The sequence below is a fragment of the Campylobacter concisus genome (genome assembly GCF_902460575.1).
Lineage (GTDB): Bacteria > Campylobacterota > Campylobacteria > Campylobacterales > Campylobacteraceae > Campylobacter_A > Campylobacter_A concisus_AW.
On the sequence record NZ_CABPUY010000001.1, the window covers coordinates 613846 to 639681 of the forward strand.

General features: G+C 41.2%; 24 protein-coding genes and 1 pseudogene. 10 read left to right on the top strand and 15 right to left on the bottom strand.

What is annotated here, in order from left to right; genetic code table 11:
- Nucleotides 1-23: 23 nt before the first annotated feature.
- From gyrA to F3G76_RS10430, 11 genes and pseudogenes are all read right to left on the bottom strand, one after another.
- Nucleotides 24-2645: a DNA gyrase subunit A gene (gene gyrA, locus F3G76_RS03080; protein WP_149705883.1), complete on the bottom strand. Its 2622-nt coding sequence runs from the start codon at nt 2643-2645 to the stop codon at nt 24-26.
- A gap of 88 nt (nt 2646-2733) precedes the next feature.
- The gene (locus F3G76_RS03085; protein ID WP_149705884.1) at nt 2734-3558 is read right to left on the bottom strand and encodes a CheR family methyltransferase; all 825 of its coding nucleotides are present in this window, start codon (nt 3556-3558) and stop codon (nt 2734-2736) included.
- Nucleotides 3548-4114, bottom strand: a complete 567-nt coding sequence (locus F3G76_RS03090) for a CheB methylesterase domain-containing protein (protein WP_021092891.1) — start codon at nt 4112-4114, stop codon at nt 3548-3550. The genes F3G76_RS03085 and F3G76_RS03090 overlap by 11 nt, the downstream gene beginning before the upstream one ends.
- A gap of 34 nt (nt 4115-4148) precedes the next feature.
- The gene (locus F3G76_RS03095) at nt 4149-5849 is read right to left on the bottom strand and encodes a methyl-accepting chemotaxis protein (RefSeq protein WP_149705885.1); all 1701 of its coding nucleotides are present in this window, start codon (nt 5847-5849) and stop codon (nt 4149-4151) included.
- Nucleotides 5850-5914: 65 nt separating this feature from the next.
- Nucleotides 5915-6181 (bottom strand): FlhB-like flagellar biosynthesis protein, encoded by a 267-nt coding sequence (locus F3G76_RS03100; protein WP_223227339.1) that lies wholly within the window; start codon nt 6179-6181, stop codon nt 5915-5917.
- On the bottom strand, nt 6178-7824 hold the full coding sequence (locus F3G76_RS03105) for a flagellar hook-length control protein FliK (RefSeq protein ID WP_149705886.1): 1647 nt from the start codon (nt 7822-7824) through the stop codon (nt 6178-6180). Before F3G76_RS03105 ends, F3G76_RS03100 begins: the two co-directional genes overlap by 4 nt.
- 3 nt (nt 7825-7827) lie before the next feature.
- Nucleotides 7828-9072, bottom strand: a complete 1245-nt coding sequence (locus F3G76_RS03110; RefSeq protein ID WP_107796577.1) for an MFS transporter — start codon at nt 9070-9072, stop codon at nt 7828-7830.
- Nucleotides 9062-9577: a hypothetical protein gene (locus tag F3G76_RS03115; protein WP_223227400.1), complete on the bottom strand. Its 516-nt coding sequence runs from the start codon at nt 9575-9577 to the stop codon at nt 9062-9064. The genes F3G76_RS03110 and F3G76_RS03115 overlap by 11 nt, the downstream gene beginning before the upstream one ends.
- Complete coding sequence (locus tag F3G76_RS03120) at nt 9564-9842, bottom strand: AtpZ/AtpI family protein (RefSeq protein ID WP_149705888.1); 279 nt, start codon at nt 9840-9842, stop codon at nt 9564-9566. Before F3G76_RS03120 ends, F3G76_RS03115 begins: the two co-directional genes overlap by 14 nt.
- Nucleotides 9842-11125: a glutamate-1-semialdehyde 2,1-aminomutase gene (gene hemL, locus F3G76_RS03125; RefSeq protein ID WP_149705889.1), complete on the bottom strand. Its 1284-nt coding sequence runs from the start codon at nt 11123-11125 to the stop codon at nt 9842-9844. Before hemL ends, F3G76_RS03120 begins: the two co-directional genes overlap by 1 nt.
- Before the next feature lie 293 nt (nt 11126-11418).
- Nucleotides 11419-11754: pseudogene (locus F3G76_RS10430) on the bottom strand (c-type cytochrome); the annotation flags it as partial.
- A gap of 83 nt (nt 11755-11837) precedes the next feature.
- On the opposite strand from F3G76_RS10430, the gene folD reads away from it, so the two are divergent.
- Genes folD through F3G76_RS03145 form a run of 3 tightly spaced genes read left to right on the top strand, consistent with a single transcriptional unit; the run spans nt 11838 to nt 14249 of the window.
- Entirely contained in the window at nt 11838-12689 is an 852-nt protein-coding gene (gene folD, locus F3G76_RS03135) for a bifunctional methylenetetrahydrofolate dehydrogenase/methenyltetrahydrofolate cyclohydrolase FolD (RefSeq protein ID WP_149705891.1), read from the top strand.
- Between the two features lie 11 nt (nt 12690-12700).
- Nucleotides 12701-13606 carry a signal peptidase I gene (gene lepB, locus F3G76_RS03140; protein WP_149705892.1) on the top strand — a complete coding sequence of 302 codons (906 nt, stop codon included), beginning with the start codon at nt 12701-12703 and terminating at the stop codon, nt 13604-13606.
- Nucleotides 13593-14249: a site-2 protease family protein gene (locus tag F3G76_RS03145; RefSeq protein WP_149705893.1), complete on the top strand. Its 657-nt coding sequence runs from the start codon at nt 13593-13595 to the stop codon at nt 14247-14249. Before lepB ends, F3G76_RS03145 begins: the two co-directional genes overlap by 14 nt.
- An 18-nt stretch (nt 14250-14267) precedes the next feature.
- Here the strand turns inward: F3G76_RS03145 and F3G76_RS03150 are convergent, their stop codons facing one another.
- Nucleotides 14268-15653, bottom strand: a complete 1386-nt coding sequence (locus tag F3G76_RS03150; protein ID WP_149705894.1) for a DUF4139 domain-containing protein — start codon at nt 15651-15653, stop codon at nt 14268-14270.
- 109 nt (nt 15654-15762) lie between these two features.
- Between F3G76_RS03150 and rpiB the strand changes: the two genes are divergently transcribed.
- Genes rpiB through ychF form a run of 6 tightly spaced genes read left to right on the top strand, consistent with a single transcriptional unit; the run spans nt 15763 to nt 20246 of the window.
- A complete protein-coding gene (gene rpiB, locus F3G76_RS03155) occupies nt 15763-16206 on the top strand; it encodes a ribose 5-phosphate isomerase B (protein ID WP_149705895.1) in 444 nt (147 codons plus the stop codon).
- Nucleotides 16203-16535, top strand: a complete 333-nt coding sequence (locus tag F3G76_RS03160) for a hypothetical protein (RefSeq protein WP_002939538.1) — start codon at nt 16203-16205, stop codon at nt 16533-16535. Before rpiB ends, F3G76_RS03160 begins: the two co-directional genes overlap by 4 nt.
- A 20-nt stretch (nt 16536-16555) precedes the next feature.
- Nucleotides 16556-17104, top strand: coding sequence for an adenine phosphoribosyltransferase (gene apt / locus F3G76_RS03165; RefSeq protein ID WP_149705896.1), 549 nt, complete (start codon nt 16556-16558; stop codon nt 17102-17104).
- Between the two features lies 1 nt (nt 17105).
- Entirely contained in the window at nt 17106-17711 is a 606-nt protein-coding gene (locus F3G76_RS03170) for a DedA family protein (RefSeq protein ID WP_054196332.1), read from the top strand.
- Nucleotides 17692-19143, top strand: coding sequence for a leucyl aminopeptidase (locus F3G76_RS03175; RefSeq protein WP_149705897.1), 1452 nt, complete (start codon nt 17692-17694; stop codon nt 19141-19143). The genes F3G76_RS03170 and F3G76_RS03175 overlap by 20 nt, the downstream gene beginning before the upstream one ends.
- Nucleotides 19143-20246: a redox-regulated ATPase YchF gene (ychF, locus tag F3G76_RS03180; protein WP_149705898.1), complete on the top strand. Its 1104-nt coding sequence runs from the start codon at nt 19143-19145 to the stop codon at nt 20244-20246. Before F3G76_RS03175 ends, ychF begins: the two co-directional genes overlap by 1 nt.
- Before the next feature lie 863 nt (nt 20247-21109).
- On the opposite strand, the gene F3G76_RS03190 is transcribed toward ychF, so the two are convergent.
- The gene (locus F3G76_RS03190) at nt 21110-22381 is read right to left on the bottom strand and encodes an anthranilate synthase component I family protein (RefSeq protein WP_149705899.1); all 1272 of its coding nucleotides are present in this window, start codon (nt 22379-22381) and stop codon (nt 21110-21112) included.
- Nucleotides 22382-22525: 144 nt separating this feature from the next.
- Between F3G76_RS03190 and F3G76_RS03195 the strand changes: the two genes are divergently transcribed.
- Nucleotides 22526-23266, top strand: a complete 741-nt coding sequence (locus F3G76_RS03195; protein WP_021087879.1) for a sulfite exporter TauE/SafE family protein — start codon at nt 22526-22528, stop codon at nt 23264-23266.
- A 29-nt stretch (nt 23267-23295) separates the two neighbouring features.
- On the opposite strand, the gene F3G76_RS03200 is transcribed toward F3G76_RS03195, so the two are convergent.
- The gene (locus tag F3G76_RS03200) at nt 23296-24756 is read right to left on the bottom strand and encodes a methyltransferase regulatory domain-containing protein (RefSeq protein WP_149705900.1); all 1461 of its coding nucleotides are present in this window, start codon (nt 24754-24756) and stop codon (nt 23296-23298) included.
- Entirely contained in the window at nt 24756-25835 is a 1080-nt protein-coding gene (gene serC / locus F3G76_RS03205; RefSeq protein ID WP_149705901.1) for a phosphoserine transaminase, read from the bottom strand. The genes F3G76_RS03200 and serC overlap by 1 nt, the downstream gene beginning before the upstream one ends.
- Nucleotide 25836: the final 1 nt, after the last annotated feature.

Sequence of the window (25836 nt, forward strand, 5' to 3'; positions counted from 1 at the left end):
TATTTAAAATTTAATAGCAAAATTTATTCCAAAAGCCCCATATCTTCGCTTGGTGCTTCATCCTCGTCTTCGCCATCATCTGCCTTAGGACATCTTGCGATACTTACAACATCATCGCCATCGACGTTTACGACGATAACGCCACTTGTGTTACGTCCTGCTTTGCGGATGCTTTGCATATCAACTCTTATCATCTTGCCGCTTGATGTTAGAGCCATTAGGTCTTGCTCTTCATCAACCATTACAACGCCTACTAGATCGCCTGTTCTGCTTGTTAGCTTCATGCAGATGACGCCTTTGCCGCCGCGGTTTGTCAAGCGGTACTCATCAGCGGTTGTGCGCTTGCCGATACCTTTTTGAGATATGCTTAAAATTTCTTGGTCGTTGCTTTCTATGACTGCTGCGCCTACGACTTCATCGCCTGGCTCTTTAAATTTAATGCCAGTTACGCCACGTGCAGTTCTTCCCATTTGGCGAACCTTGCTGATCTTAAATTTAAGACACATACCTTTTTTAGTAACGACAAATAGCATTGTCTCATCGCCTGAGTTTGCATCCTCTTCAGCATTTGCGCTATCTTCATCGATCTCGTTTTGAAGCTCTTCAACTTCAAGCACCTCTGTCTCTACGCTTAGCTCATTTTCAGGGTCAGTGACCGGCATATCATCGTATGTTTGAGCAATGAGCGCAGTTACAAGCTCGTCGTTCTCGTCAAGACTGATCGCTCTTACGCCAACTGAGCGGATATTTTTAAACTCACTTAAATTTGTGCGTTTTACGATGCCGTTTTTAGTGAAGAATGCTAGCGATTTGCTCTCGTCAAAGTCAGTCGTTGGGATGATAGCTTTGATCTTCTCATCAGGCTGTAACTGGATCAAATTTACAACTGCTTTGCCCTTTGCCGTGCGGCTTCCCTCTGGGATCTTATAGACTTTTAGCCAGTATAGCTGTCCGCGATCAGTCACAAACATAAGCGTATCGTGAGTATTTGAAGTAAAGAAGCTCTCTATAAAGTCATCGTCGTATGTCGTGACCGCTACTTTGCCCTTACCGCCGCGTTTTTGCTTCTCGTACTGCTTGCTTGGCACACGCTTGATGTAGCCGCGGTGAGTTATGGTTACGACCATATTTTCATTTGGTATGAGGTCTTCAATGTCGATATCATCGTAGTCATCAACGATCTCAGTCACTCTTGGTACTTTAAATTTATTTTTGATCTCAAGAAGCTCTTCTTTGATCAAATTTTCAAGCAATGTCTCGCTCTTTAAAATTTCATCAAGTCTTGCGATCTCAGCCATAAGCTCAGCTAGCTCGGCCTCTAGTTTTTCTCTCTCTAGGCCTGTAAGCTTGCTTAGACGCATATCAAGGATAGCGTTTGCTTGAAGCTCTGAGAGGTTAAATTTACTCATCAAGCCTTCTCTGGCAACCGCCGTATCAGCACTATTTCTAATAAGCTCGATTACCTCGTCGATGTTATCAAGTGCGATCTTTAGACCCTCTAAAATGTGGGCTCTTGCACGCGCTTTTTCAAGCTCAAATATCGTCCTTCTAATGATAACGGTTTTTCTGTGATTTAAAAATAGCTTAAGTAGCTCGATAAGGTTAAATACCTTTGGCTCTTTGTTATTAATAGCAAGCATAATAACGCCAAAAGTGCTCTCCATCGTGGTTGATTTAAAGAGATTATTTAGCACGATGTCACTCATTGCGTCGCGTTTTAGCTCGATGACTACGCGGATGCCGTCCTTGTCAGACTCATCTCTAACCTCGCTGATGCCATCTATCTGCTTATCTTTTACAAGCTCGGCGATCTGCTCGATAAGCCTTGCTTTGTTTGTCTGATAAGGTAGCTCGTCGATAACGATGACATCTTTGTTTGGCTTTTTTTCTATGTGAGTTTTGGCTCTTAGTTTGACCCTGCCACGACCTGTGCGGTAGGCCTCTATGATGCCTTTTTTACCAAAGATGATACCGCCAGTTGGGAAGTCTGGACCTTTTATAAATTCCATCACCTCTTCAAGTGTCGCCTCTTTGTTTTCAAGAAGCAGCAAAAGACCGTCTATTAGCTCATCAAGGCTGTGTGGTGGAATATTTGTCGCCATACCGACCGCGATACCGCTTGAGCCATTTAATAATAAATTTGGCACACGGCTAGGCAAAACATCTGGCTCAACCTCTCTATCGTCATAGTTTGGTACAAAATCAACCGTGTCTTTGTCGATATCTTTTAAAAGTTCTTCAGTAAGCATAGTCATTCTAGCTTCGGTATAACGCATCGCAGCTGCGCTGTCGCCATCAATCGAGCCAAAGTTTCCTTGTCCATCAACGACTGGATAGCGCATAGAAAATTTCTGAGCCATACGAACAAGTGCGTCATAAACCGCTATGTCGCCGTGTGGGTGGTACTTACCGATGACTTCACCGACGATACGAGCTGACTTCATATAAGCACTTCTGCTGCCAACGCCGAGGTTATCCATAGCGTATAAAATTCTTCTATGAACTGGCTTTAGTCCGTCTCTAGCGTCAGGCAAAGCACGTCCAACGATGACACTCATAGAGTAGTCAAGATAGCTATTTTTTATAGAATCTTCGATATCAACTGAAGCGATATCTTGAGTTAATTCAAGTAGATTGTCTTTCATTTTTATCCTTAAATTTAGCTTGTGGGATTTTAGCCAAAAATTGATAAAAACTTTCTAAGGGCAAAGCGGCCTGGGTTAAATTTAACCCTTAGGCGCGCTCGTAATATGTAGCTCCGTTTGAAAAACGCTTTGTGTAAAGCGGGGTGTATGGCACAAGATCAGCGTGTCCAGCATAAAGCCTGCCCTCTGGTTTAAGCATCCTATGCAGCCTCTCAACGCACTTTAGTCTAAATTCGTCGTCAAAATATATCATCATATTTCTTGAAAGGACGATGTCAAATTTACCAAGATTAAACATTGCATCGTCAAAAACATTTAAAATTTTAAACTCACACCTTGGTAAAATTTCTTTTTTGATGAAAAATTTGTCATCTTTTTTTGTAAAAAATCTCTCTTTTTGAAACTCGCTTAGCCTATGTAAGCTCCTCTCGCCGTAGCATCCGACGCTACAAGCTTGTATAGCTTCTGAGTTTATGTCGATGCCAGTTAGCTGGATATCGCTTTGTTTAAGGCCAAATTCATAAGCAAGCATAGCAAGCGAATAGACCTCATCGCCGCTCGAGCAAGGCGCACATAAAATTCTAGCCTCCCCAAGCTCTTTTGCGTAGTAGATCACGTCTTTTAGCTGGGCTAGCTCTCTATAAAAATATGTCTCATTTACGGTGACTAAATTTAAAAGATCTTGCCTAAGTAGCGTGTCAAATCTTATCATCGAAACTAACTCTTTAAAGCTTTTTATCTGGCGATTTTTGGCAAATATACTAACTCTTTGCAGAGTGATATCCCTCTTTGGCTCTAGATCGACCCCGCAAAGCGTCTTTATAGTGCTCATAAATTCGTTAAATCCATCCATGTCGCTTGGTGCTTTTGCCTCTAAAACTTCGCTTTGTTTATCCACTTTGTTAAAAAGCATTTAAAAACTCCTCAAGCTCTTTTCTTATCATCATTAAATTTAACGATTTTAAATTTTGATTTAGCTCTTTAGCACGCTTTGGCATGCCATAAACTATCGCGCTCTCTTCGTTTTCAGCTATGCATTTTGCACCTGCTTTATAGAGCTTATCAAGCCCAGCTGCGCCATCATCGCCGATGCCAGTTAGCAAGATCGCAAGTAAATTTACATTTTTGGCGATCTGCGTGCCTGAGTTAAAAAGCACATCAACATTTGGCGTATATATCGTTTTTATCTCAGGTTGTGGCTTTGCACTAACTGGCAAAGTCGCTGAAATTTCAAAATTTTGATCACAGATATAGACGATATTTTCTCTTAAATTTGTCTTTTCGCTTAGAATTTCAACATTTATATTGCACTCCCTGCCCATTTGCGTGACAAATGAGTTTATAAACATCTTGTTCATGTGCTGAGCGATGACGACCATCGCACCATTTAAATTTATATCTTTTAATAGTTTTTTTATATGACCTGGGCCTCCTGTTGAAGCCCCTATTAAGACCAGTTTTTGAGCCACTAATTGCCTTTAAAATTAAAATTTATCGCACAAATCAAGTTCTAAATTCGCCAAGTTTTGCATTTAGCGTATCTGTCATCTTATTTAGATGCTCAGCAGCTGAAGCTATCTCTTCTACGCTTCTTGCACTTTGAGATGAAATTTGACTTATGCCCTCCATGCTTTTTACTATATCGTCAATATCCTTGCCAGTCTTTATATAATCCTCGATAGTCTTATCAGATAGTCCTATGGCTGATCTCATGATACCACTCATATCTCTTATGGTGTTTTGCGCGTTGTTTGCCACGCCTGTTAGCTCGCTTATTTGCTTAGAGTTGATGCTCATTTGCTCGCTACTTTCATTTATCGCTTGAACGATGACGTTGATAGTTGCGTTTATCTCAGTAAGGCTCTTTTGAGTGCGCTCAGCTAGCTTTCTAACCTCATCTGCAACGACTGCAAAGCCACGTCCATGCTCGCCTGCACGTGCTGCCTCAATGGCTGCATTAAGGGCTAGTAAATTTGTCTGATCTGCTATGTCGTTGATAACAACAAGGACTGACTTTACCTGCTCGGCATCTCGGCTAAGCTGCTCGATCTTGCCAGCCATTTGATTTTCTATATCTGATGTCTGAGCGATCTCTGAAGATAAATTTGAGATGGTATTTAAGGTCTCATCAACGTAACTTAGCGCCTTTTTAAGATCATCTTTGCCGCCTTTTGCAACTTCGATTGACTCTTTCATATATGATTGTATCTCAGTGCAATCCTTCCCAGCGTCCTCAACTATCTTGCTTGAGTTTTCTACCCCGCGACCAGTTTGGACTGAGGTTGAGCTAAGCTCATTTGCGATGGAGCTATTTTCATTTGAGATATCTTTTGCCTCCGAGATTAAAACCCTTACTTTTTCTATAAAATTATTTATGGCTTCGCTGGCTTTTGCTATCTCATCCTTGCCAACGACTTCTAGTTTTCTTGTTAGATCGCCATCGCCGCTTGAGAGGTTTGTAGCTCGCAAGATTAGCTCATTTAGCGGTTTTGTGATAGAAATTTTAGAATAAAGCATGGCAACTATTAGTGAGATGATTAAAACCACAACGGCTATAACAACGAAATTTGTAGTGTTTGCCTTGGCGTCATTTTGCATAGTGGCTGAAATTTTATCTATCTCTTTATACATACCCTCAAGATTAACAACAGACATCAGCACTACATCTTCATGAAAGAGGTTTAGTTTTAGCCCTTTTCCTATCTTTCTAGTCATTGAGCCATCTTTTGCTTTAGCTACAAAATTCACAAAAGCGCCCTCACTATTTTCTGAGGCTTTTTGCATAAGATCTTTTATGTATTTATAGCCATCTGCATCAGTTGCTTCAAGTCTATCAAGACCGTTATACTCAGGCACTCCAGGGCTAGAGATAACCACACCTTTTGTAGTGTAGATACTAAAGTATCCCTTTTTATCATCGCCAAATCTAGCCTTTGAGAGATAGTCGATGATATCTTCTTTTTGATCTTCAATGGTCTCGTTTGCGTCGTCATAGACCTCTTGAATTTTAAGCAAAATATTTGAAACAATATCCATCTCTTCACTTAAAGCTGCCCTTTTGTCGGCTAAGATCGTTTCAGTCAGCTGTTTGGTAGAAAATTCTATTGCTTTGTTTTGCTCGTAAATGTTTAGAAAGACTAAGATGGCTCCAAGCACCAGTAGGGACGAGACAATCATCATCGTTACTTTTGATGAAATTTTCATAATACCTCCTTTTAATGTTTAAATTTCCTTAATTTTGAGATTATAGCACTATTAAAGTGCAATATTTACTTTTTATTTGTGATCTTATATAAAAAGCTAAATATCTCAGCCACCGCTTTATATAAATTTGGCGGTATCTCTTGATCGACCTCGACCTTGCTTAAAATTTCAATGAGATCAGGGTCCTCTTTGATCGGTATATCGTGCTCTTTTGCAAGGCTTATTATCTTGTTTGCTATCTCGCCAGCACCGCTTGCAAGCACCTTTGGAGCGTTATCTTGCGATCTGTTATAGCCAAGAGCGACGGCTTTTTTCTTATTTACTTGCATCAAATTTTCTTATCAAAGCCCACATCAAGGCCGCCAAAATTTTTAAATCTATCGTTTAGCTTCACCTTTGGCAAGGTTTTGATGTTAAAATTTGAAACGATTAGTCCAAGCTTTGAGATCGCTTGCTTTAGCTCGCTTGAGCTAGATAAAATGAGCTCTTTAAACTCATTTGTCTGCGTTGCCACCGATAGATCGATATAGCGTTTATCCACAAGTCCCACCATCACATTTATCTGGCCAAATTTCTTAAAATTTAGATCGATTTGGGCATAAAATTTATCCTTTTTGCCCTGTTTAAACGCGACATTTCCGCCCTCCACGCCGTCCCAGATATAAGGCATATAAGTTTGTATGCCTCCTTGCAAGCTTGAGACCATCTGATGCATCTCGATCTGCGAGATCATCTTGTTTGCAGCATTTACAGTTTGGGCGTTTTGACTCTTTTCGCTTATGTTTAAAAGCGTGCTTTTTACATCTTGATTTAGCACCTTTGAAATTTCACTCTGGCTCTTTGTCGTGATGTTGTTTATGTCGTTTGTAGCAAGTTTTAGCTGTTTTAAAAGCGCCTTACTCTCAGTTAGATCGCTTTTAGCTGTGCTTGCTTCTGGGTCAGCTAGACTTAGGCTATGAGCGAGGCGTCTTGCTGCACTTTGGAGCTTATCTTGTAAGCTACCCTCTTTCGAGACGTCGCTAACCTCATTAAATGCCTTTACAAGTCCAGCCTCATCGCCTATGTTATTTAGCATTTTTAGATCTTTTTTTAGGCTCTCAAGGATAGCTTTTAGCTCTTTGTGATTTGAGCTAAAAGCCACACTTTGATTTAGTTTTTCACTCGCTAAATTTCCTACCTTCTCGCTTAAATTTGAGATGAAATTCTCCATCTTACTGGTCTGATTTTTAACAGCGTCTGCACTTTGCTCTTTTGAGAAGTTTTTATCCAGAAATTTAGCCACATTATCAAGCTTATCCACATCTTTTAAAAGCGTTTTTATGCTTGAGTTATCAAGGATGTTTTTAGCATCACCGCTCGCTTTTTCAAGCATAGAAGTAAGCTTCATAAATGAGTTTTGATTGTCCAAGCTCTCATCATTTAGAGTTAAAATTTGACTAAGTAAATTTTGATTTGAGAGATTTTTTATATCGCTTAGTAGCTTTTGTATCGAGCTTGGCAGCTTCTCTGGAGTAAGCGCATCTTTTAAATTTGCTTCAAGCATGACGCCTGAGTTTTTGATCTGATCATTTAGCGAGCCAGCTTTGAGATCTGCTATTGGCTTTAGAAATTCTTTTAGTTTTAGTGCAAGGCTCTTTATCTCAGGGCTTTCATTTTGCGCCGCTTCTGCCTCTAAGCTTTTGGCAAGATCAGATAGCTCGCTAGCTAAATTTGGAGCGATCTTCGTATCTTTTGCCTGCGATAAAATTTGCTCAGCTTTGCTAAGACTTGAAGCGCTTTTTAGATCATCAAGCACCCTTGCAACTAGCTTGCCAACGTTATCAAGGGCGTTTGAGACGCTCTGTTCGCTTGGCGTCCCAGCTGGCTGATTTTTAAAAAGCGAACCCTCGTTTTTGCGAACAGGCGCGTTTTGGGTGGCGTTTTGCCCAGTTTGAACCGAGGTGTTTGATATATTTAGAGAATTTGCTACGTCCATTTTCTACTTTTTATTTTCTCTATCGGCAAAATTGCCATTTTGCTGAATAGTCGCGATACCAGCCGTCCTTGCAACGAGCCTGTCGTTGTAGTCTTTTCTCATGTGCTGTGGTATGGTCTTTTGCGTTAGCGCAAACAAGATGAGCCCAACATAAAGTACCAAATAGACATAGATAAAGCCAAATGCGCCAAAAATTTTCATCGCATAGCTCATAAGAAGCGGCGAGAAAAGCGAGGCAAAAGAGTAGCTAAAAAGCAGCGCACGCGCCACTTGGACGCTCTTTGTCTTGTCTGTGATCTCGTCATTTGCCCTAGCAAGCGAAAGTCCGTATGTGCAGAAAATGCCGCCGCCAAAGAAAAATGAAAGGATGTATTGAATGATCAAATTTGAGCCATTTAGCAAAAAGAGTGCTGCGCTAACTAATGCCACGGCGCTACAAAGCAAGAGTGCTGGGCGTCTACCGTATCTATCTGAAAAGCCTCCGATAAATGTTTGAGCTAAAAAGCCTCCAGCCATCGCTATGGTCATAAAAAATGACGCCTCTTTTGCGCTATATCCTTGAAGCAAGACAAAGAGGCTTGCCATAGAAAAAAAGCCATTTATCGCAAGTCCTGCAACTAGCGCTCCTACAAGGGCAAGTGGGACGATACCAAAAATTTTTGGGATGTTTATAGGTTGGCGCTGCGGGATTTGAGGCTGGTTTATGCGGATTAAATTTAAAGGTATGCTTGAGAGCATGATAAAGGCTGCGCTGATGATGAAAATTTCAAATGCGCTAAGATCAAGCGCTAAGATCAAAATTCCAAGTCCAAAACTTGTATAGAAAACGCACTCATAAAAGGCGATGACGCGCGATCTTATCTTGTTTGGGATCTTAGCATTTAGCCAGCTTTCTATAACCATCAAAAGTGCGTAGTAGCAATATCCCAAAAAGGCTCGCAAAATCGCCCAAAATATCAAATTTTCACTTATGGCGTGAAGCATGGCTGAGACTGCAAAGATAGCTGAAAAGATAGCAAAAGCTCTGATGTGACCGGTGGTTGAGATGACCCTGTGCGCTGTGATCGTGCTAATTAACGCTCCTATGAAAAATCCAGTGTTAATTAGTCCAATCGCAAGCTCGCCTACGCCATTTTGCTTAAGAAGCGCACTACAAGATGCGATGACTAGGCCATTGCCTATAAAAAGCAGGCTCATGCCCAAAAATAGCGGTCCCATCGAGCGAATGATCCTAAAGCTACTTGCCATCTGCGTCCTTTCTTAAATTATTTTGCATTATCCCAAAGATAAAAGCTCCAATGGGCATTGGAGCAAGCCCCACTAAAAAGCCAGGCACGTTTAGTAAATTTTCATTTTTTAAAAATATAAATCCAAAAAAAAGTATCGCATACGCAACCAAGCGATAAGGCATAAATGCCGCCACAAAACTCCTATCTTTAAAAGAAAATTTCTGCTTTTTTAGCCTTGCTTTTTCATCTTTTAGGCTAAATTCTTTTGCCTCTTTTTGGGGCAAAATTTCATCATCTTCTTCGTCCTCTTCCTCTATCTTGGCTAAAATTTCCTCTCTTGCATTTTCTAGCCTTGAGTTTATGCGGTTTTTATAGGCAAAAAAGCTAGCCGTTAGGATGATAAGCGAGGCAAAAAATGAAATTTGCGAGCTTGTAAAAAATTGATTTGATATAAATTTGCCAACCACGCTAAGGGCGAGCCAAAGCGCAAAGTAGCAAACAAAAAGCCTCCTAATCGTCCTCATCATCATCTTTTTCGTAGCTTTTAAACCTTTTGTCGTCTTTTAGCTCATCTAGGCTTTTTACCTGCGCTTTGTAGGCTTTATAGACATTTAAAATGGCAGCTGCGATGCCAAAGGCAAGCCCTATCCAAAGTGCTGGCGTGAAATTTGTAGCCTTTTTTACAAGATACCCCAGCCCAGTGCCGATCACCACAGCCACAACCATCGATATACCAAGGCTTAGCTGCTCAGCTCCTGCTACGATATCTTTTATCTTAAATTTTGCCATTAAGCTTTTATCTCCAAAAATGCCTCTTTAGCTGCATTTACCGCTAGGTCAATATCCGCTTCACTCATCGCATCGCAGATAAATCCCGTCTCAAACTGACTTGGCGCTAGATAAATTCCACGCCTAAGCATCGCTTGGTGAAATTTAGCAAAGAGTTTTGTATCGCTCTTTAGCGCATCGTCGTAGTTTTTCACAACGTGATCTGTAAAAAAGTAGCCAAACATCGAGCCACGAACCTCGGTTTGTATAGCGACACCAGCGCTTTTTGCTGCCTCTTTAAAGCCGTCCATTAGTTTTTTAGCTAGTTTTTCAAGTCTAGCGTATAAATTTACGTCACTATTTATCTTTGAAATTGCCGCTATACCAGCGCTCATCGCCACTGGGTTGCCACTTAGCGTGCCTGCTTGATATACTGCACCCTCTGGGCTTAAGCAGTCCATGATCTCCGCCTTGCCACCAAATGCAGCGACGTTCATGCCTCCACCTATAACCTTGCCAAATGTGACAAGATCGGCATCCACCTCGTGAAATGGATATGAGCCAAGGCGAGAAGCCCTAAAGCCACTCATAACCTCATCAAGAATGAGCACAGCGCCAAATTTATCGCAAAGCGCTCTAAGCTCTTCTAGGAATTTCTTATCAGCTGGCACAAGCCCCATATTTCCAGCGATAGGCTCGATGATGACGACGCCTATTTTGTCTTTATTGTTTTCAAAGATGGCTTTTACGCTCTCTATATCGTTATAGATAGCTAAAAATGTGTTTTTCACAACATCTTGTGGCACGCCGCCGCTTGAAGCGTTGCCATATGTCGTAGCGCCACTTCCTGCCTTGATAAGAAGTGCGTCGCTGTGTCCGTGGTAGCAGCCTTCAAATTTGATAAGTCCATCTTTTTTGGCATATCCTCTAGCCACTCTGATGGCACTCATAGTTGCTTCTGTGCCAGAGCTAACGAAGCGAATTTTATCTATTTGTTTAAACTCATCACATATTAGCTTTGCTAGAGCTGTCTCTTTTGGAGAGGGAGCGCCGTAAGAGACGCCTTGTTTTACAGCAGAGATGATCGCTTCTTCTATGTCTTTGTCGCAGTGACCAAAGATGAGCGGGCCCCAGCTTTGGATGAAGTCAAGATATTTTTTGCCCTCGACATCATAGATATAAGCGCCCTTAGCATGATCTATCATTATAGGTTCGCCACCAACACTGCCAAATGCACGGACAGGCGAATTTACGCCACCTGGGATATATTTTTTAGCTTCGCTAAATGCCTCTTTATTTGTCATTTTTTATCCTTTTGATTTTGTGTTTTTAAATTTGTCTTTTGATTATCTTTTTGATTTATTGCTGGCTTTGCTGGTGCCTTTTGTGCCTGCGTGCTAGCTGGCTTTGTGGGATCAGCTGGCTTAGCTGGTGTCTTTGGCGCTTGCGCGGTGGCTGGTGTCTTTGGCGCTTGCGTGCTAGTTGGCTCTGCTGGTTTTGCACTTGGTGCAGCTTTAGCAGGTTCAGGCTGTTTTTGCGTAGCGGCTGGCTTGGTTAAATTTTGTGTTTTTGCCGCTTTTGCAGGAGGTTTCATCTGATTTGTGATGTATTCATAAAGGATGGTTGTCTCCTCGTCTGTCAAAAAGTAGCTTGGCATGACGCCTTTTGGCTTTGTAAGAGCTGCTTTAAAGCTCTCAAAGTCTATATCATTTATCTTTGGCGCTCTTAGCTCATCATCAACTGTTTTGTTTGCCTTTTTGTCAAAATGTTTATATTTGGATATCAGACTGCCCTCGCCCTTTGCACCGTGACATTTATCACAGCCTATGCCACGTGGATTTAGGTAGAGCATCTTGGCGTACTCGGTCTTTGTGATAAAATCAGCACCAAAAATCGCCACGCAAAAAAGCAAAATCAAAAAAACAGACCTCATAAACCTCTCTTTTAAAAATTTAATTTATTTTTAGGTATGATACCACCCTTGTGATTAAAAAAGCTTTTAAGTAAGGATCAAATATGAAAATTTTAGACGGAAAAGCCGTATCTTTAAAGGTCAAAGAAAGCGTAAAAGTAAGAGCTGATGAGCTAAAGAAATTTGGTGTCGAGCCAACCTTGGCCGTCGTCTTGGTCGGCGAAGATAAGGCATCTCAAACATACGTTAGAGCCAAAGAGAAAGCCTGCAACGAATACGGCATAAAAAGCGTGGCTCACCGTCTAAGCGAAAATACAACCCAAAACGAGCTACTTGCCCTTATAAACGTGCTAAATTTAGACGATAGCATCCATGGCATCTTGGTTCAGCTGCCACTGCCAAAGCACATCGATACAAACGTCGTGCTCGCAGCGATCGATCCACGAAAAGATGTAGATGGTTTTCATGCTGTAAATGTTGGCAAGCTTGTTAGCGGGCTTGATGGCTTCGTGCCTTGCACACCGCTTGGCGTGATGGAGATTTTGAAAGAGTATGGCATAGATGTAGCTGGGCTAAATGCAGTGGTGATCGGCAGAAGCAACATCGTTGGCAAACCTATGGCAAATTTACTCCTAAATGCCTCTGCAACGGTTACAGTGACACATAGCAAGACTAAAAATTTAAAAGAAATTTGCAAAAATGCTGACCTCATAGTTGCAGCCATTGGCAAGCCATTTTTCTTAAAGGCTGACATGGTAAAAGATGGCGCGGTAGTCGTTGATGTGGGTATAAACAGACTTGATGATGGCAAGCTTGTGGGCGATGTGGATTTTGATGAGGTCGCACCAAAATGCTCATACATCACGCCTGTTCCTGGCGGCGTTGGTCCGATGACCATAGCCATGCTTTTAAACAACACAATCCTTGCTGCACAAGCAAAGATAGCTAAAAATTAAAGAGTGAGATAATGAAGAGAGCTTTTACTAAATTTTATGACTTTTGCTCGAGCTGGACAGGCACGGTTATCATCGTTTTGCTTGTCATTTTCTTTGTGGCTCAAGCCTTTGTGATCCCGTCTGGTTCGATGAAAAACACGCTTTTGGTTGGGGATTTTTTATTTGCTAAAAAGTATGTTTATGGCATACCAACACCAAGAATTCCATGGTTTGAGGTGAAAATTTTACCCGAGCTAAATGACAATGGTCACCTCATCACAGGCGATGGTCCTGCAAGGGGCGATATAGTCGTATTTCGCTATCCAAACGATGAAAAAACTCACTTTGTAAAGCGCTGCTTTGCAACTAGCGAGGACGAGATCGTTTTTACTGAAAAAGCCCTATATCTACGCCCAAAAGAGGGAGATAGCTTCATAAAGGCAAACTGCCGTGAAAATTTAAACGGCAAAGAGAGTAAATTTGGTTACTCATGCAGCGATATAGCCGAGCTTGATGGCAAACTTTTCATAAAAGAGCCATATAGATTTAGCGGCATCCACTACGACGAAAATGTAAATTTATTTGAGCAGATGGTTTTCATGCTAAATACAAATAAATCAAACGTTTCTATGAAGCCAGCGCTCATTAGCTCACTACCGCAAAATCCAAATTTTAACTTTAACGCTTTTTACGTCAAAGTGCCAAAAGATGAGTACTTTATGATAGGCGATAACCGCGACCACTCAAACGATAGCCGTTTTTGGGGAAGCGTGGCTTACAAGGACATAGTCGGCCAGCCTTGGTTTATATATTTTAGCTGGGACAATAACTACAATGTGCGCTGGGAACGTATTGGACGCTTTGTAGATACGATAGAAAACGATGAGTTTTTCACAAAACAAGCTCTAAAAGAGGGAGAAGTTGATGGACTTCACTAATTTTGACCCTATCAAAGTCGTCACTATCGTCCTCTCTTTAGTAATCGCCATCGTCGGTCACGAGATCGCTCACGGATATGTCGCTTATAAATTTGGCGACAACACCGCAAAAAGCCTTGGCAGACTTAGCATAAATCCTATAAAACACATCGATCTTGTTGGCACTATCATCGTGCCACTGGTGCTTTATCTAAGCACTGGCATGATGTTTGGCTGGGCAAAACCAGTGCCTGTAAATACCTACACAGTCGTGCGAAATGGCGGCTACAAGGCAGCTATCTACGTAAGTCTAGCAGGCATCTGCTACAACGTCATCTTAGGCATCTTATCGCTTTTTGTGCTAAAGGCTCTACTAAATATAGAAACCTTTGAAATTTTACTTCAGTTTTTATTTACGCTTGCGCTTTTAAATTTGATGTTAGCTATCTTTAACCTCTATCCGATCCCGCCACTTGATGGCTTTCACGCGACCCAGTACGCGCTTAGAAATTTTGGCTTTCACGCACTAGCTGAAAAGCTTGAGGGCATCTCAAGATATGGCTTTGTCATCCTTATCATCATCCTCGTCTCGCCTTTAAAAGATACTATCTTTTATCCGACAAGATACGTTTTAGATATCGCAAGTACCTTTATAAATGGCTAAATTTAGAGCAAATTTGCTCTAAATTTTTGGCTTTGTGATCTTATAAGAGTACTCTTTTTTAAATTCCTCTTTTGGTGCGAGGCTAAATTTAAGCTCCACCTTGCCATCTTTGCTGATATCTTTTTTATCAAAGCCCTTTATCTCGACCTTTACCGCCTCGTCAGCAGAGACTGGCACGCGGTCAACCAAAGTGACATCGACACTTTTACTTGAGTTATTTTTGACACTTATCTCATAGTCCTCTTCGCTTATGCGCTCTTTGCCAAGAAGCGAGCTCTTTTTAAATTTATTTAATCGCTCTTTTTTAAGCTCGATTAGCTCGTTTTGTCCTAAAAATAGCTCAGAGGCCTCATCTTTAGCTTTCATCTCAAACTCGCTTGGACTGCCAACACTCACGCCATTAACATAAAACTGCGTTTTGGCTGGCGTTAGATCGTCATTTAGCTTAAAGCTAGCTACGTTATATGCCTTTAGCGAGCCGTAAAAATCAGCAAAAACGCTAAAATTTGCATCCATTTTTTGCATGTCGTAAGTTATATATTTGCTCTCGCCTTTTGCTAAATTTATCCCATCTATCTTCCAAATTTTGGCAAACTCATTCTCATCTCTTTGCACACGCATATCAGCGACCTCAGCAGTGACTTTCGCGGCTCTTAGCATATTTTTTGAAGCGCCGTAACCATCAGCCTCCGCCTCGCTCTCCTCGTACCAAGGGTAAAATTTGCTTGGAGCAAGCGCCTTTTGATATCTGGTCGGATAGATGGCGAGTTTTAAATTTTTAACTTCGCTGGCAAATGGGTTTGTGAGTAAAATTTCTTGTTTTATCAAGATATTTTTGTTTTTTGTGTCTGCATAAATTTCATTTAGCGTCTTTGGCGCCTCATCATCCATGTATGAAAGCGTCGCCTCTTTTGGGTCGCAAGCAAATTTCATATCAAGCTGCAAAAATCCAGCCATTTCGCTCTTTGGCTCATTTTCTTTAAGCGCTTCAAGCTCACTTTTAGCAGCTGAAATTTTCTCGATATTTTCTAGGCTAAATTTATAAAACTCATCAGCCCTTTTTGTCACATCGTTACTTTTGTTTTCTTCTACCAAAGCTTGCTCTATAAACCTACCTCTCGCATTTAGCGCCTCAAGCTTGTTATTTAAATTTGCAACTTCTTGCTTCCATTTTATGTAACTTGGGCTATTTTCTTCGCTGATCTTTTTTAGATAAGCATTCGCGTCACAATCCCCATTTATAGTGATGTTCTCACTCTGCACACCCTCTGGCACAAAGGCGCTAAAAGAGCTATTTGCGTCACTAAATTTTTGAGTGATGATGGTTTGATCTGTGTAGATCTCTATTAGATTTTCATTTGCAAAGGCTAGCGTAGAAGCCACTAAAAAGAGTGCTTTTTTCACATTTTCTCCTTTAAATTTTTGGTAAATTATAGCTTCATTTTGGCTGAGAGTAAAATTTTATTTTAATGCAACTTTGACTATAATCAACAAAAAATTTAACGGACTTTTCATGAAGATAAACAAAGTTTTCTTAGCTAGCGATCACGCTGGTTTTGAGCTAAAAAACGAGCTTAAAGAGGCCATTAAAGGGCTTGGATACGAAGTGGTTGATCTTGGTACAAACGATAAAAATAGCGTTGATTACCCTGATTATGCACATTTGCTAGCAAGCAAGCTTGAGCCTAACTGCTACGGCGTGCTAGTTTGTGGCACAGGCATTGGTATCTCGATCGCTGCAAATAGACATGAAAACGTAAGATGCGCCCTTTGCCATGATGAATTTACCGCAAGGCTTGCCAGAGAGCACAACGACGCAAATGTCATCGCTTTTGGCGCAAGAGTTATCGGTGCAGGCGTTGCTATATCGGCGGCTGAGGCGTTTTTAAAGACTGAGTTTGCAGGCGGCAGGCACGAAAGAAGAGTCAAAAAAATAGAGCTTGAGGCAGGCAAATGATAGGCGAGTGGATCGTTTTTACCGCTCTTGTTTGTGCCGCGATCTACCTAACCGTCATGGTTTTTTACTTCAAAACGCTTCTAAAAAAAGAGCGTGCGACAAAAGATTTTATGAAAAATAACCTCCAAGACACCGAGGTCGTCATAAGGAAATTTCAGATCCAACTCCAACGAAGTCTAGGCAACATCGACATCTTGACAGACGAGCTAAACAAAACTAAAAACGACGTAACCTCACTTCGCACAAGAAATTCCCAGTACCGCTTAGAAAACGACAAGCTAAGACAACGCATCCGCGAGCTTGAAGGCAAGATCGAAGCGCTACTATAATCTCAAATTTAAGGAAATTTATGAAAATTTTAGATCAAAAAGGCAAAGAATTTTTACTAAACTCTATTCGCTGCATAAACGATTTTCCAAAGCCTGGCATAGTTTTTCGCGACATCACGACGCTACTAAATAACAAAGAGGCATTTAACTTTTTGATAGATCATTTGATGGCTAGATATGAGGATGCAAATATCGACTACATCGCTGGTATCGAGTCACGAGGCTTTATCTTTGGCGCGGCGCTTGCAGCAAGGCTAAGGCTACCTTTTGTGCCTATTCGCAAGCCAAAAAAACTGCCATATATCACGCTTTCTCAAAAATATAGCCTAGAATACGGCGTCGATGAAGTGCAAATTCATATCGACGCCTTTGAAGAAAAAGTAGGTGCTAGAGTGCTTTTGATGGACGATCTCATAGCCACTGGAGGCACTGCAAAGGCTTCAGTAGAGCTTATCAATCAAACTAATGCAACCTGCGTAGAAGCTTGCTTTCTCATAGATCTAGTCGATCTAAAAGGTAGCGAAAAGCTAAAGTCGCTTACTAAAATTTACAGCGTTTTAGAGGTTTAGCATGGAAGAGTTTTTTATAGAACTGCTTAAAGAGTACGGCTACATCATACTTTTTGTCTGGTGTATCATGGAGGGTGAGATGGCCTTAATAATGGCTGGAATTCTCGCTCACACCACGCATATGCACATCGCGCTTGCTATATTTGTGGCTGGACTTGGAGGCTTTGTGGGAGATCAAATTTACTTTTATTTAGGGCGTTACAATAAAAAATACATCGCAAAAAGGCTTCACACGCAGCGGAGAAAATTTGCAGTGGCGCACATAATGCTGAAAAAATACGGCTGGCCGATCATCTTTTTGCAACGCTATATGTATGGTTTTCGTGTCATCATCCCGCTTTGCATAGGACTTACGGGCTATGACGCTAAAAAATACGCCTTTATAAATTTGATCAGCGCTTGGTGCTGGGCGGCGATCACCACCATACCTGCTTGGATACTTGGCGAGCATATACTTGTGCTTTTGCAAGAAGCAAAAGAGCACTGGTATGTCGCTATCCCAGTGGTTGCCATATTTATGGGGCTTTTGATCTATGCATTTAAGCGCATCGAAAATAAAATTTTAAACGAAAGGAGAGACAGAAGACATGCAGTTTCAAATAGTTGATAAAAAATTAAAAGATATAAAAGCTGATATTGAACTAATTTTCGTAGTAGATAAGGACTTAAAACATAAATTTATAGGCGATAAAGAGGCTATTAAATTTAACAATTACAAAGGCGATAGCGTCCTCATCCTAAGCGAAGCAAAAAGGGCTTATGTGCCACTTTCTAAGCTTGATCTTGACGAGCTTAGAGTTGCAGCCGCTAAAGCTTACAACGCTCTAAAGTCGCTAAATATTAAGAGCATAAAGTTAGCTTCTTACGTAGCGCAGTGCCAAAAACTAAGCTTTGAGGCGTTAGCTGAGGGCTTTTTGCTTGGAAGCTATGAATTTAACAAATATAAAGAAAAAAAAGAGAAATACACCCTTAAGGAGATCATCTTTGCAACTGAAGAATTTTCTGGCAAAAAGATCGATCTAAAGGCAGCAAACGAGGGCTTTAAAGAGGCAGAGATAATAGCAAGTGCTACAAATTTCACAAAAGATATCGTAAATGAAATTCCAGAAATTTACACACCACAAAAGATGGCGCAGGACGCTTTAAATTTAGCCAAAAACATCGCAAGCATAAAGTGCGAGGTCTATGACGAGAAATTTTTAGCTAAAGAAAATATGAACGCATTTTTAGCGGTAAATCGCGCAAGCGTGCATAAACCAAGGCTCATCCACCTAACCTACAAGCCTAAAAAGTCTAAAAAACGCATCATCTTTGTCGGCAAAGGGCTAACATACGATAGTGGCGGCCTTAGCTTGAAACCGGCTGATTATATGCTCACTATGAAATCAGACAAAAGCGGCGCAGCAGCAGCTCTTGGCATCATAAAAGGTGCAGCGGAGCTAAATTTACCATTTGAAATTCACGCCATTTTAGGCGCAACTGAAAATATGATCGGTGGCAACGCTTATAAGCCTGATGACGTGCTTATTTCAAGAAGTGGTGTTAGCATAGAGGTGAGAAACACCGACGCAGAGGGGCGTTTGGTCTTGGCTGACTGCCTAAGCTACGCACAAGACTTTAAGCCAGATATCCTAATCGACATGGCAACCTTAACTGGCGCTTGCGTCGTGGGACTTGGCGAATACACAACAGGCATCATGGGTAACAGCGAGAGCCTAAAAAGCGAGTTTAAAAACAAGATAAAAGATAGCGGCGAGCTAGCGACTACTCTTGATTTTAACCCTTATCTTAGCGAGCTTATCAAAAGCCAGATCGCAGACGTTAGCAACTGCGCCTCAAGCAGATATGGCGGCGCGATCACAGCTGGCATGTTTCTAGCTAAATTTATCAAAGATGAGTATAAAGATAAGTGGCTACACCTTGATATCGCAGGTCCAGCGTATCGTGAAAAGGCTTGGGGATACAACCAAGCAGGTGCGAGTGGGGCTGGTGTGAGGATGAATTTATACTTTTTACAAGCACTTAGTAAGGAGAATTGATGGGACTTTCAGTTGGAATAGTAGGCCTACCAAATGTGGGCAAATCAACAACATTTAACGCACTTACAAAGGCACAAAATGCCGAGAGTGCGAACTATCCGTTTTGCACTATCGAGCCAAACAAAGCCATCGTGCCAGTGCCTGATAAGCGCCTAAATGAGCTTGCAAAGATAGTAAGTCCTAATAAAATTCAATACTCAACCATCGAATTTGTCGATATCGCAGGCCTTGTAAAAGGGGCAAGCTCTGGCGAAGGACTTGGCAATAAATTTTTATCAAACATCAGAGAAACCGAGCTTATTTTACACATCGTTCGCTGCTTTGAAGACGAAAACATCACTCACGTCGAGGGCAGCGTCGATCCAGTAAGAGACATCGAGATCATCCAAACCGAGCTGATACTAGCTGACATCGAGCAATTAAATAAAAAGATAGAAAAGCTCACAAGAGAGGCAAAAGCAAATGCAAAAGGTGCAAAAGAGGCGCTTGAGATAGCAAATTTACTTTTAGCTCACCTAAATGATGGCAAAAGCGCAAGTAGCTTTGAGCAAAGAGATAGTGAGGCGTTTTTAGCGCTCAACAAAGAGCTAAGGCTTCTAAGCGCTAAAGAGGTAGTTTATGGCGCAAATGTCGATGAAGAGGGGCTTAGCGAAGATAATAAATTTGTAAAAGCGCTAAAAGAGTATGCTAAAGCCTCAGATCACGAGGTGATCAAGCTTTGCGCCAAGGTCGAAGAGGAGCTAATCGGCCTAAGCGACGAAGAGGCTCACGAGTTTTTGGCATCTCTTGGCACGAACGAGAGTGGCCTTGAAAAGATCATCAAAACGTCTTTTGCAAAGCTAAATTTGATAAGCTATTTCACCGCTGGCGTCGTGGAAGTTAGGGCTTGGACGATCACAAATGGCTGGAAAGCGCCAAAAGCAGCAAGTGTCATCCACAATGACTTTGAGAGAGGCTTTATCAGAGCTGAAGTGATAAGCTATGATGACTACATCGCACATGGCGGCGAAAATGGAGCCAAAGAGGCTGGCAAGATGAGACTTGAGGGTAAAGACTATGTCGTGCAAGATGGCGACGTGATGCACTTTAGGTTTAATGTCTAAATTTAGCCCTTTTTGGGCTAAATAGCTTAATTTTGTAGATAAAATATTAAAGCCTTGGGTTGCAAGGCAAATTTAAGCTTCTTTGTTGCAAGTTAATAAAATTCTTTTAAAAATATATCAACTCATAATCTTATATCTTATTAATATATTTAAATGATGTAAAAGCTATCGACTTAGTAAAACAAATACTAGCTTTATAATAGATGAGCCAATTAAATCTTAATCCTAGAGAAATTTCGATAGATAAAATAATACGTTCGTCATCTTTTACAAGCCTTCATACCTATAATATTTTGAAGACTATAACTCATATTATAATGGATACAAAAAATTGATCATTAGATAAGGTATAAAAATTTACTCATATACTTAGTGTATTTATTTTATAAGCCTGATCGCCTCAGTAAATTTTAGCTCTTTATTTTCAAAGAGACTATACTTGGTTGCATTTCTCGCCAAGTATGACAATGATTGAGCCAAGCTCGAAATTTACAGATATTCACCTTTTTTGATGTGTAAATTTTTATACTCATAAATTTGCGTGAAATTTGCCACCACATTTGTCTGGATACGCTCGTCAAAGCTAAATTTCATCTTGCCAACGTTTAGTGCGACTACGAAAATATGGTCGATAGATAGGATAAATTTATCTTGGCATTAGTTATTCTTTTTAAAGCCAAACAATACAAATTTGCTTTTGCAGATTAATTTGCACCTTTTAAATTTAATAAATTTTATCTATCTTTCTTTTGCAAACTATTTTTATTGTCCTTATGCGCCATAAAGCACGCACATATAAAAACAAAAATCGTTATAGCTAGGATTAAATTTTGTCCTGGCATGAAAGCTCTTGATTTGTAAGTCTAAACCTCTTTTGCGCTGTTTTTAAAGACATTTACCACACTGGCACGTTTGTGACAAATTTCAGCATACTCTTTCTCGCTTTTTGAGTCATAGACTATGCCAGCTCCAGCTCCGACAAAGACGTCGCTAAAGCCGTTTTTAGCTGGCACAAAGATAGCTGAGCGGATGAGGATTGCAACCTGAGCGTCGCCATTAAAATGCAAAAATCCAATGCCCCCGCCATAGATATTTCGCTCAAAAATTTCAAGCTCGTTAATTATCTGCATGGCTCTGATCTTTGGCGCACCGCTTAGCGTGCCAGCTGGGAAGATGCTAGCTAGCACGTCAAAAAGGTTAAGCTCCCTGGCGCACTTGCCATAGACGTCGCTAACGATGTGCATCACTTTTTCAAATTTTTGGATATGCATCGCATTTTTTACCGCCACGCTCTTTGGCTCTGAGACCCTGCCGATGTCGTTTCTGGCAAGATCGATTAGCATCTTATGTTCAGCTAGCTCCTTTTCGTCGCTTAAAAGCTCATTTTCAAGCGCCACATCAGCGTTTGCATCGCCACCTCTTGGTCTTGTGCCTGCGATCGGTGCTACAAAAATTTGCTCGCTTTTCATCTCAAAAACAAGCTCAGGCGACGAGCCAACCACATCGCCATAAGGCGTAGGAAAATGAAACATATATGGGCTAGGATTTGCAGTGGCTAGCTTTTTGTAAAAGTCTAGGCTACTCATATTCGTTGAAATTTCAAGTAGCTCACCAAGCACCACTTGAAAGACGTCGCCGCTTCTTATGTATTCTTTTGCAACTTCAACCATATCTTCAAAGTGTTTCTTTTCGCTACTAAGATCAGTTTTTATGCTAAATTCGCACTCTTTTTCACCCCTGTGCTCTGCCTTTAAATTTAGCAAAAAGTCATAATACCTCTCTTTATCCCCATAAAAAGTATAAATTTTACTCATCTTATCAAAGTGCAGATATGCTTTAGCGTCAGCGTAGATAAATTTTGGAAACTCATACTTTTTAGCTTTCTCTTTGCCGATATACTCAAAGTATCTCACGCCATCATAAGCAAAAACGCCAAAAAGTCCTGCAAAAGGTGCGAGCGCTCTGTTACGATTAGTATCAAAGTGGCTTCTAAGTCCGTAAAAGTCCATATCTTTTTCGTCGATATATTCGCAGTCGATGCCGATTATCGTTTGAGTCTTATCTTCAGCAAGGTAGCTATTTTTAAATTTCTCTCTGATCGCTTCATAATAAAAGAGTGGTTGTTCTAAGAGCATATTTTTCCTTTTAAATTTTTATTGATTATAAAAAATTTTCGCTTTTACTTTTTAGAATTTTGACTAAATTTTTAAAATTACGCCTTTTTTACTATTTTTTTAAGAGCCCCTTGGCTAAAATTTGCGCCAGTCGAGGGAGAAAAAATGCTTTTTGTAGAACTATTTATAATCGGTATCGGCGTTGGTTACATCGCCGGATTTTTTGGCATCGGTGGCGGCACGGTCGTCGTTCCTATCATGGTCGCCTTCGGATACGACGTCAAAACTGCCATTGGCATAAGCGTCATGCAGATGATCTTTAGCGCGACATTTGGCTCGTATCTAAACTACAAAGCTGGGCTTTTAAAGCTAAATCGTGGCGTCTTTTTGGGGCTTGGAGGCTTGGTTGGAGCTAGCTTTAGTGGCATCATCGTGTCGCACGCGCCTGCACTTTTACTTGAGTCTATGCTACTTGCGACATTTGTCTTTTCGCTTATAAAACTATACTTTTCGCCAAACAGCGACGGCTCAAATGCGAACAATTCACTCTTTTTGCTATTTTTAGTTGGTGTTTTTGTTGGTGTTTTTGCCATTAGCATTGGCATCGGCGGAGGCGTCTTTATCGCTCCTATCTTGGTTGGCTTTTTGCGTTATGAGCTTAAAAAAGCCGTTTCTATGGGCGTATTTTTCGTTATGTTTGCAGCCATTGCCGGCTTCATCTCACTCTCACTAAATGGTCACATCTCATACGCTGAGGGCACATTTTTAGGTCTTGGCTCGCTAATTGGCGCATACTTTGGCACCAAAAAGACGCAACATACCGACAAAAAAACACTTAAAAAATGGTTTTTGGTCTTTTACATAGCGATGATATGTTTGATATTAAAAGATATGTTTTTTGAGTAAGAGCATGGCTAAATTGCCACGCTCTTTTTTTAAATTTCTTCAAAAAAGTAAGCTTCACTTAGTTTAAAAGCAAGCTCTTTTAGCTCAACTTCACTTAAATTTACACCCTTTGCGATCTCTTTAAAGCTGGCTTTGCCGTCAAATTTCAATGCAGCCTTGATCTCTTCAACGCTTAAACTAAGCTTGCCATTTAGCTCATTTGCCAAAGATATGACTGGCGAGCTAGCATCCAAAAAATACCCAAGATAGGCCGCTGCTCTAGGCTTTAGCCTAGTTTTTTTAGGCTCATAAGCAAGTGCAATAAGCTTTGAGGATGAAATTTTGGTGTTTTGATCATTTAAAATTTCAAGTAGCCCCATAAATGCTTCACCCTCGCTCTCTCCAAGTGCAGCCTTTACTTCGCTTAAATTTAGACTTTGCGGATAGGCTTTGCTTAAAATTTCTTGCGTTTTTGTCCTTGGCTGCTCGCTAAAGTAGGCAAAATACAGACTATTTAGCTCGCTCTCTCCAAGCACCGCGTCAAAGTCATCAGCGCCACCAAGCCTTTCTTTGTGCGCGATGAGGCTTTTTCTAAAGGATCTATTAAACAAAAAGTCGTTTAGCTGCTCTTTCTTGATACGAGTGTTGTAGCTTTGCTCGATGTGCGCGTCAAAGCGATATATCCCAGTTGAGCTTGCAAAGATGTCATTTAGCGAGGCGTCTATGACGTAGCAAAGCCCGTGTTTATCGATATGCCTAGCAAATTTATGAAAGTATGTTGGCTCGTTGCTAGCCTCCAAAAAGTCGTGCAAAATGTAATAATCACTCCCCTTTGCGATGATGCCTTGTAAGAAATTTAGCTGCGTCAAAAGTAGCTTCATGCTGTCTTTATAGACGACGTCGCTTTGGTTTTGCAGGCTAAATTTCAAATAATCCTGTAAAAAATTTAGCTCCTCTTTGACGTGAGGTAGCGACTCTTTATCGCCCCTGTTTGCGCTCGCAAAGAGCATGAAGTCCCTTAAGATATCAAGGCTCTTCCAACCTGGATAGGTGTTATATGAGACGTAGGCGATACCATCTTTGCTAAGTAGCGCCTTTATCGTTGCAAGTAGTGCGTCTCTTACGTTTGGGCTCACCCAGCTATAAACGCCGTGAGCGATGATGTAGTCAAACTCGCCAAGCTCTTTTATGTCGTGCTCATTCATGTGTAAAAAGTCACGCTCAAGAAGGGTGAAATTTTTTAAACCCATCTTCTTTGCTATCTTGTTGCCCTCTTCTACTTGGTGGCTTGAGATGTCGATGCCAACGACCTTTGCCTCTTTGTGTGAAGCTGCAAATGGCAAGATATTGCCACCATACGATGAGCCAAGCTCCAGCACTCTGGCATCTTTTAAATTTGCCACCTTTAAGCCTAGAAATTTAGCAACCGCCTCTATCCTAACGGGCGAGCAGTCGCTAAATGCAGCTGAGAAATAAGGAATTTCGTCGTAAGCTTTTTTTGCCTTGTTCATCAGCCGTGCTTTCTGGCAAATTCTCTCATGAACTCGCCAAGTTTCTCAACGTCGCTTTGGCTAACGGCGTTGTAGATAGAGGCTCTTATGCCGCCAAGATGTCTGTGACCTTTTAGCCCTAGCATGCCCTCTTTTAGCGCTTCTTCGACGAAAACTGGCTCAAGTGCATGATCTTTTGGTATCGTAAAGCTCACGTTCATATCTGACCTGCTTGATTTTTTAGCGTGACCCACATAAAAGCCATTTGAGCTGTCTATGATGTTATAAAGCGTGCTTGCTTTTTTGGCATTTATCTTCTCAACCTCAGCAAGTCCACCAAGGTCTAGCAGGTGCTGCATGGTTAAATTTAAAAGATAAATTCCAAAAGTTGGCGGTGTATTATAGAGTGAGTTTGCCTCTACGTGCGTTTTGTAGCGCAAAAACATAGGGACGTTTTGGCTACTCACGCGATCAACTAGGTCTTTTCTTAAAATGACGATAGTCACGCCGCTTGGGCCTGCATTTTTCTGAGCGCCGCCGTAAAGCAAACCAATACTGCTAAAATCAAGCGGTCTAGCGAAAAAGTCGCTCGAAGCATCGACAACTAGGGGCGATTTGGTCTTTGGCATAGCCTTATACTGCGTGCCATAAATCGTGTTGTTTGAGCAGATGTAGGCGTAGTCGGCATCGTCGCTAAATTTAAACTCAGGGATGTAAGAGAAATTTTCATCCTCGCTGCTTGCAACGACATCTACATTTACGCCAAGCACTTTTGCCTCTTTGATCGCTTTGTTTGTCCAAACGCCGGTGTTTGCATATTCAGCCTTGCCACCTTGATATAAATTCATCGGTATCATGCTAAATTGCAAGTGTGCGCCGCCTTGCAAAAATAAAATTTCATACTCATCGCCGATGCCGTAAAGCTTTCTTATCTTCTCCATCGCGCCAAAGTGGATCTCCTCAAAGGTCTTGCTTCTGTGGCTGATCTCCATGATCGAGTAGCCCTCGCCTCTGTAGTCAGTAAATTCGGCCTTTGCGTGCTCTAAAACGTCTAGCGGTATCGCACTTGGGCCTGCGCTAAAGTTGATTTTTCTACTCATT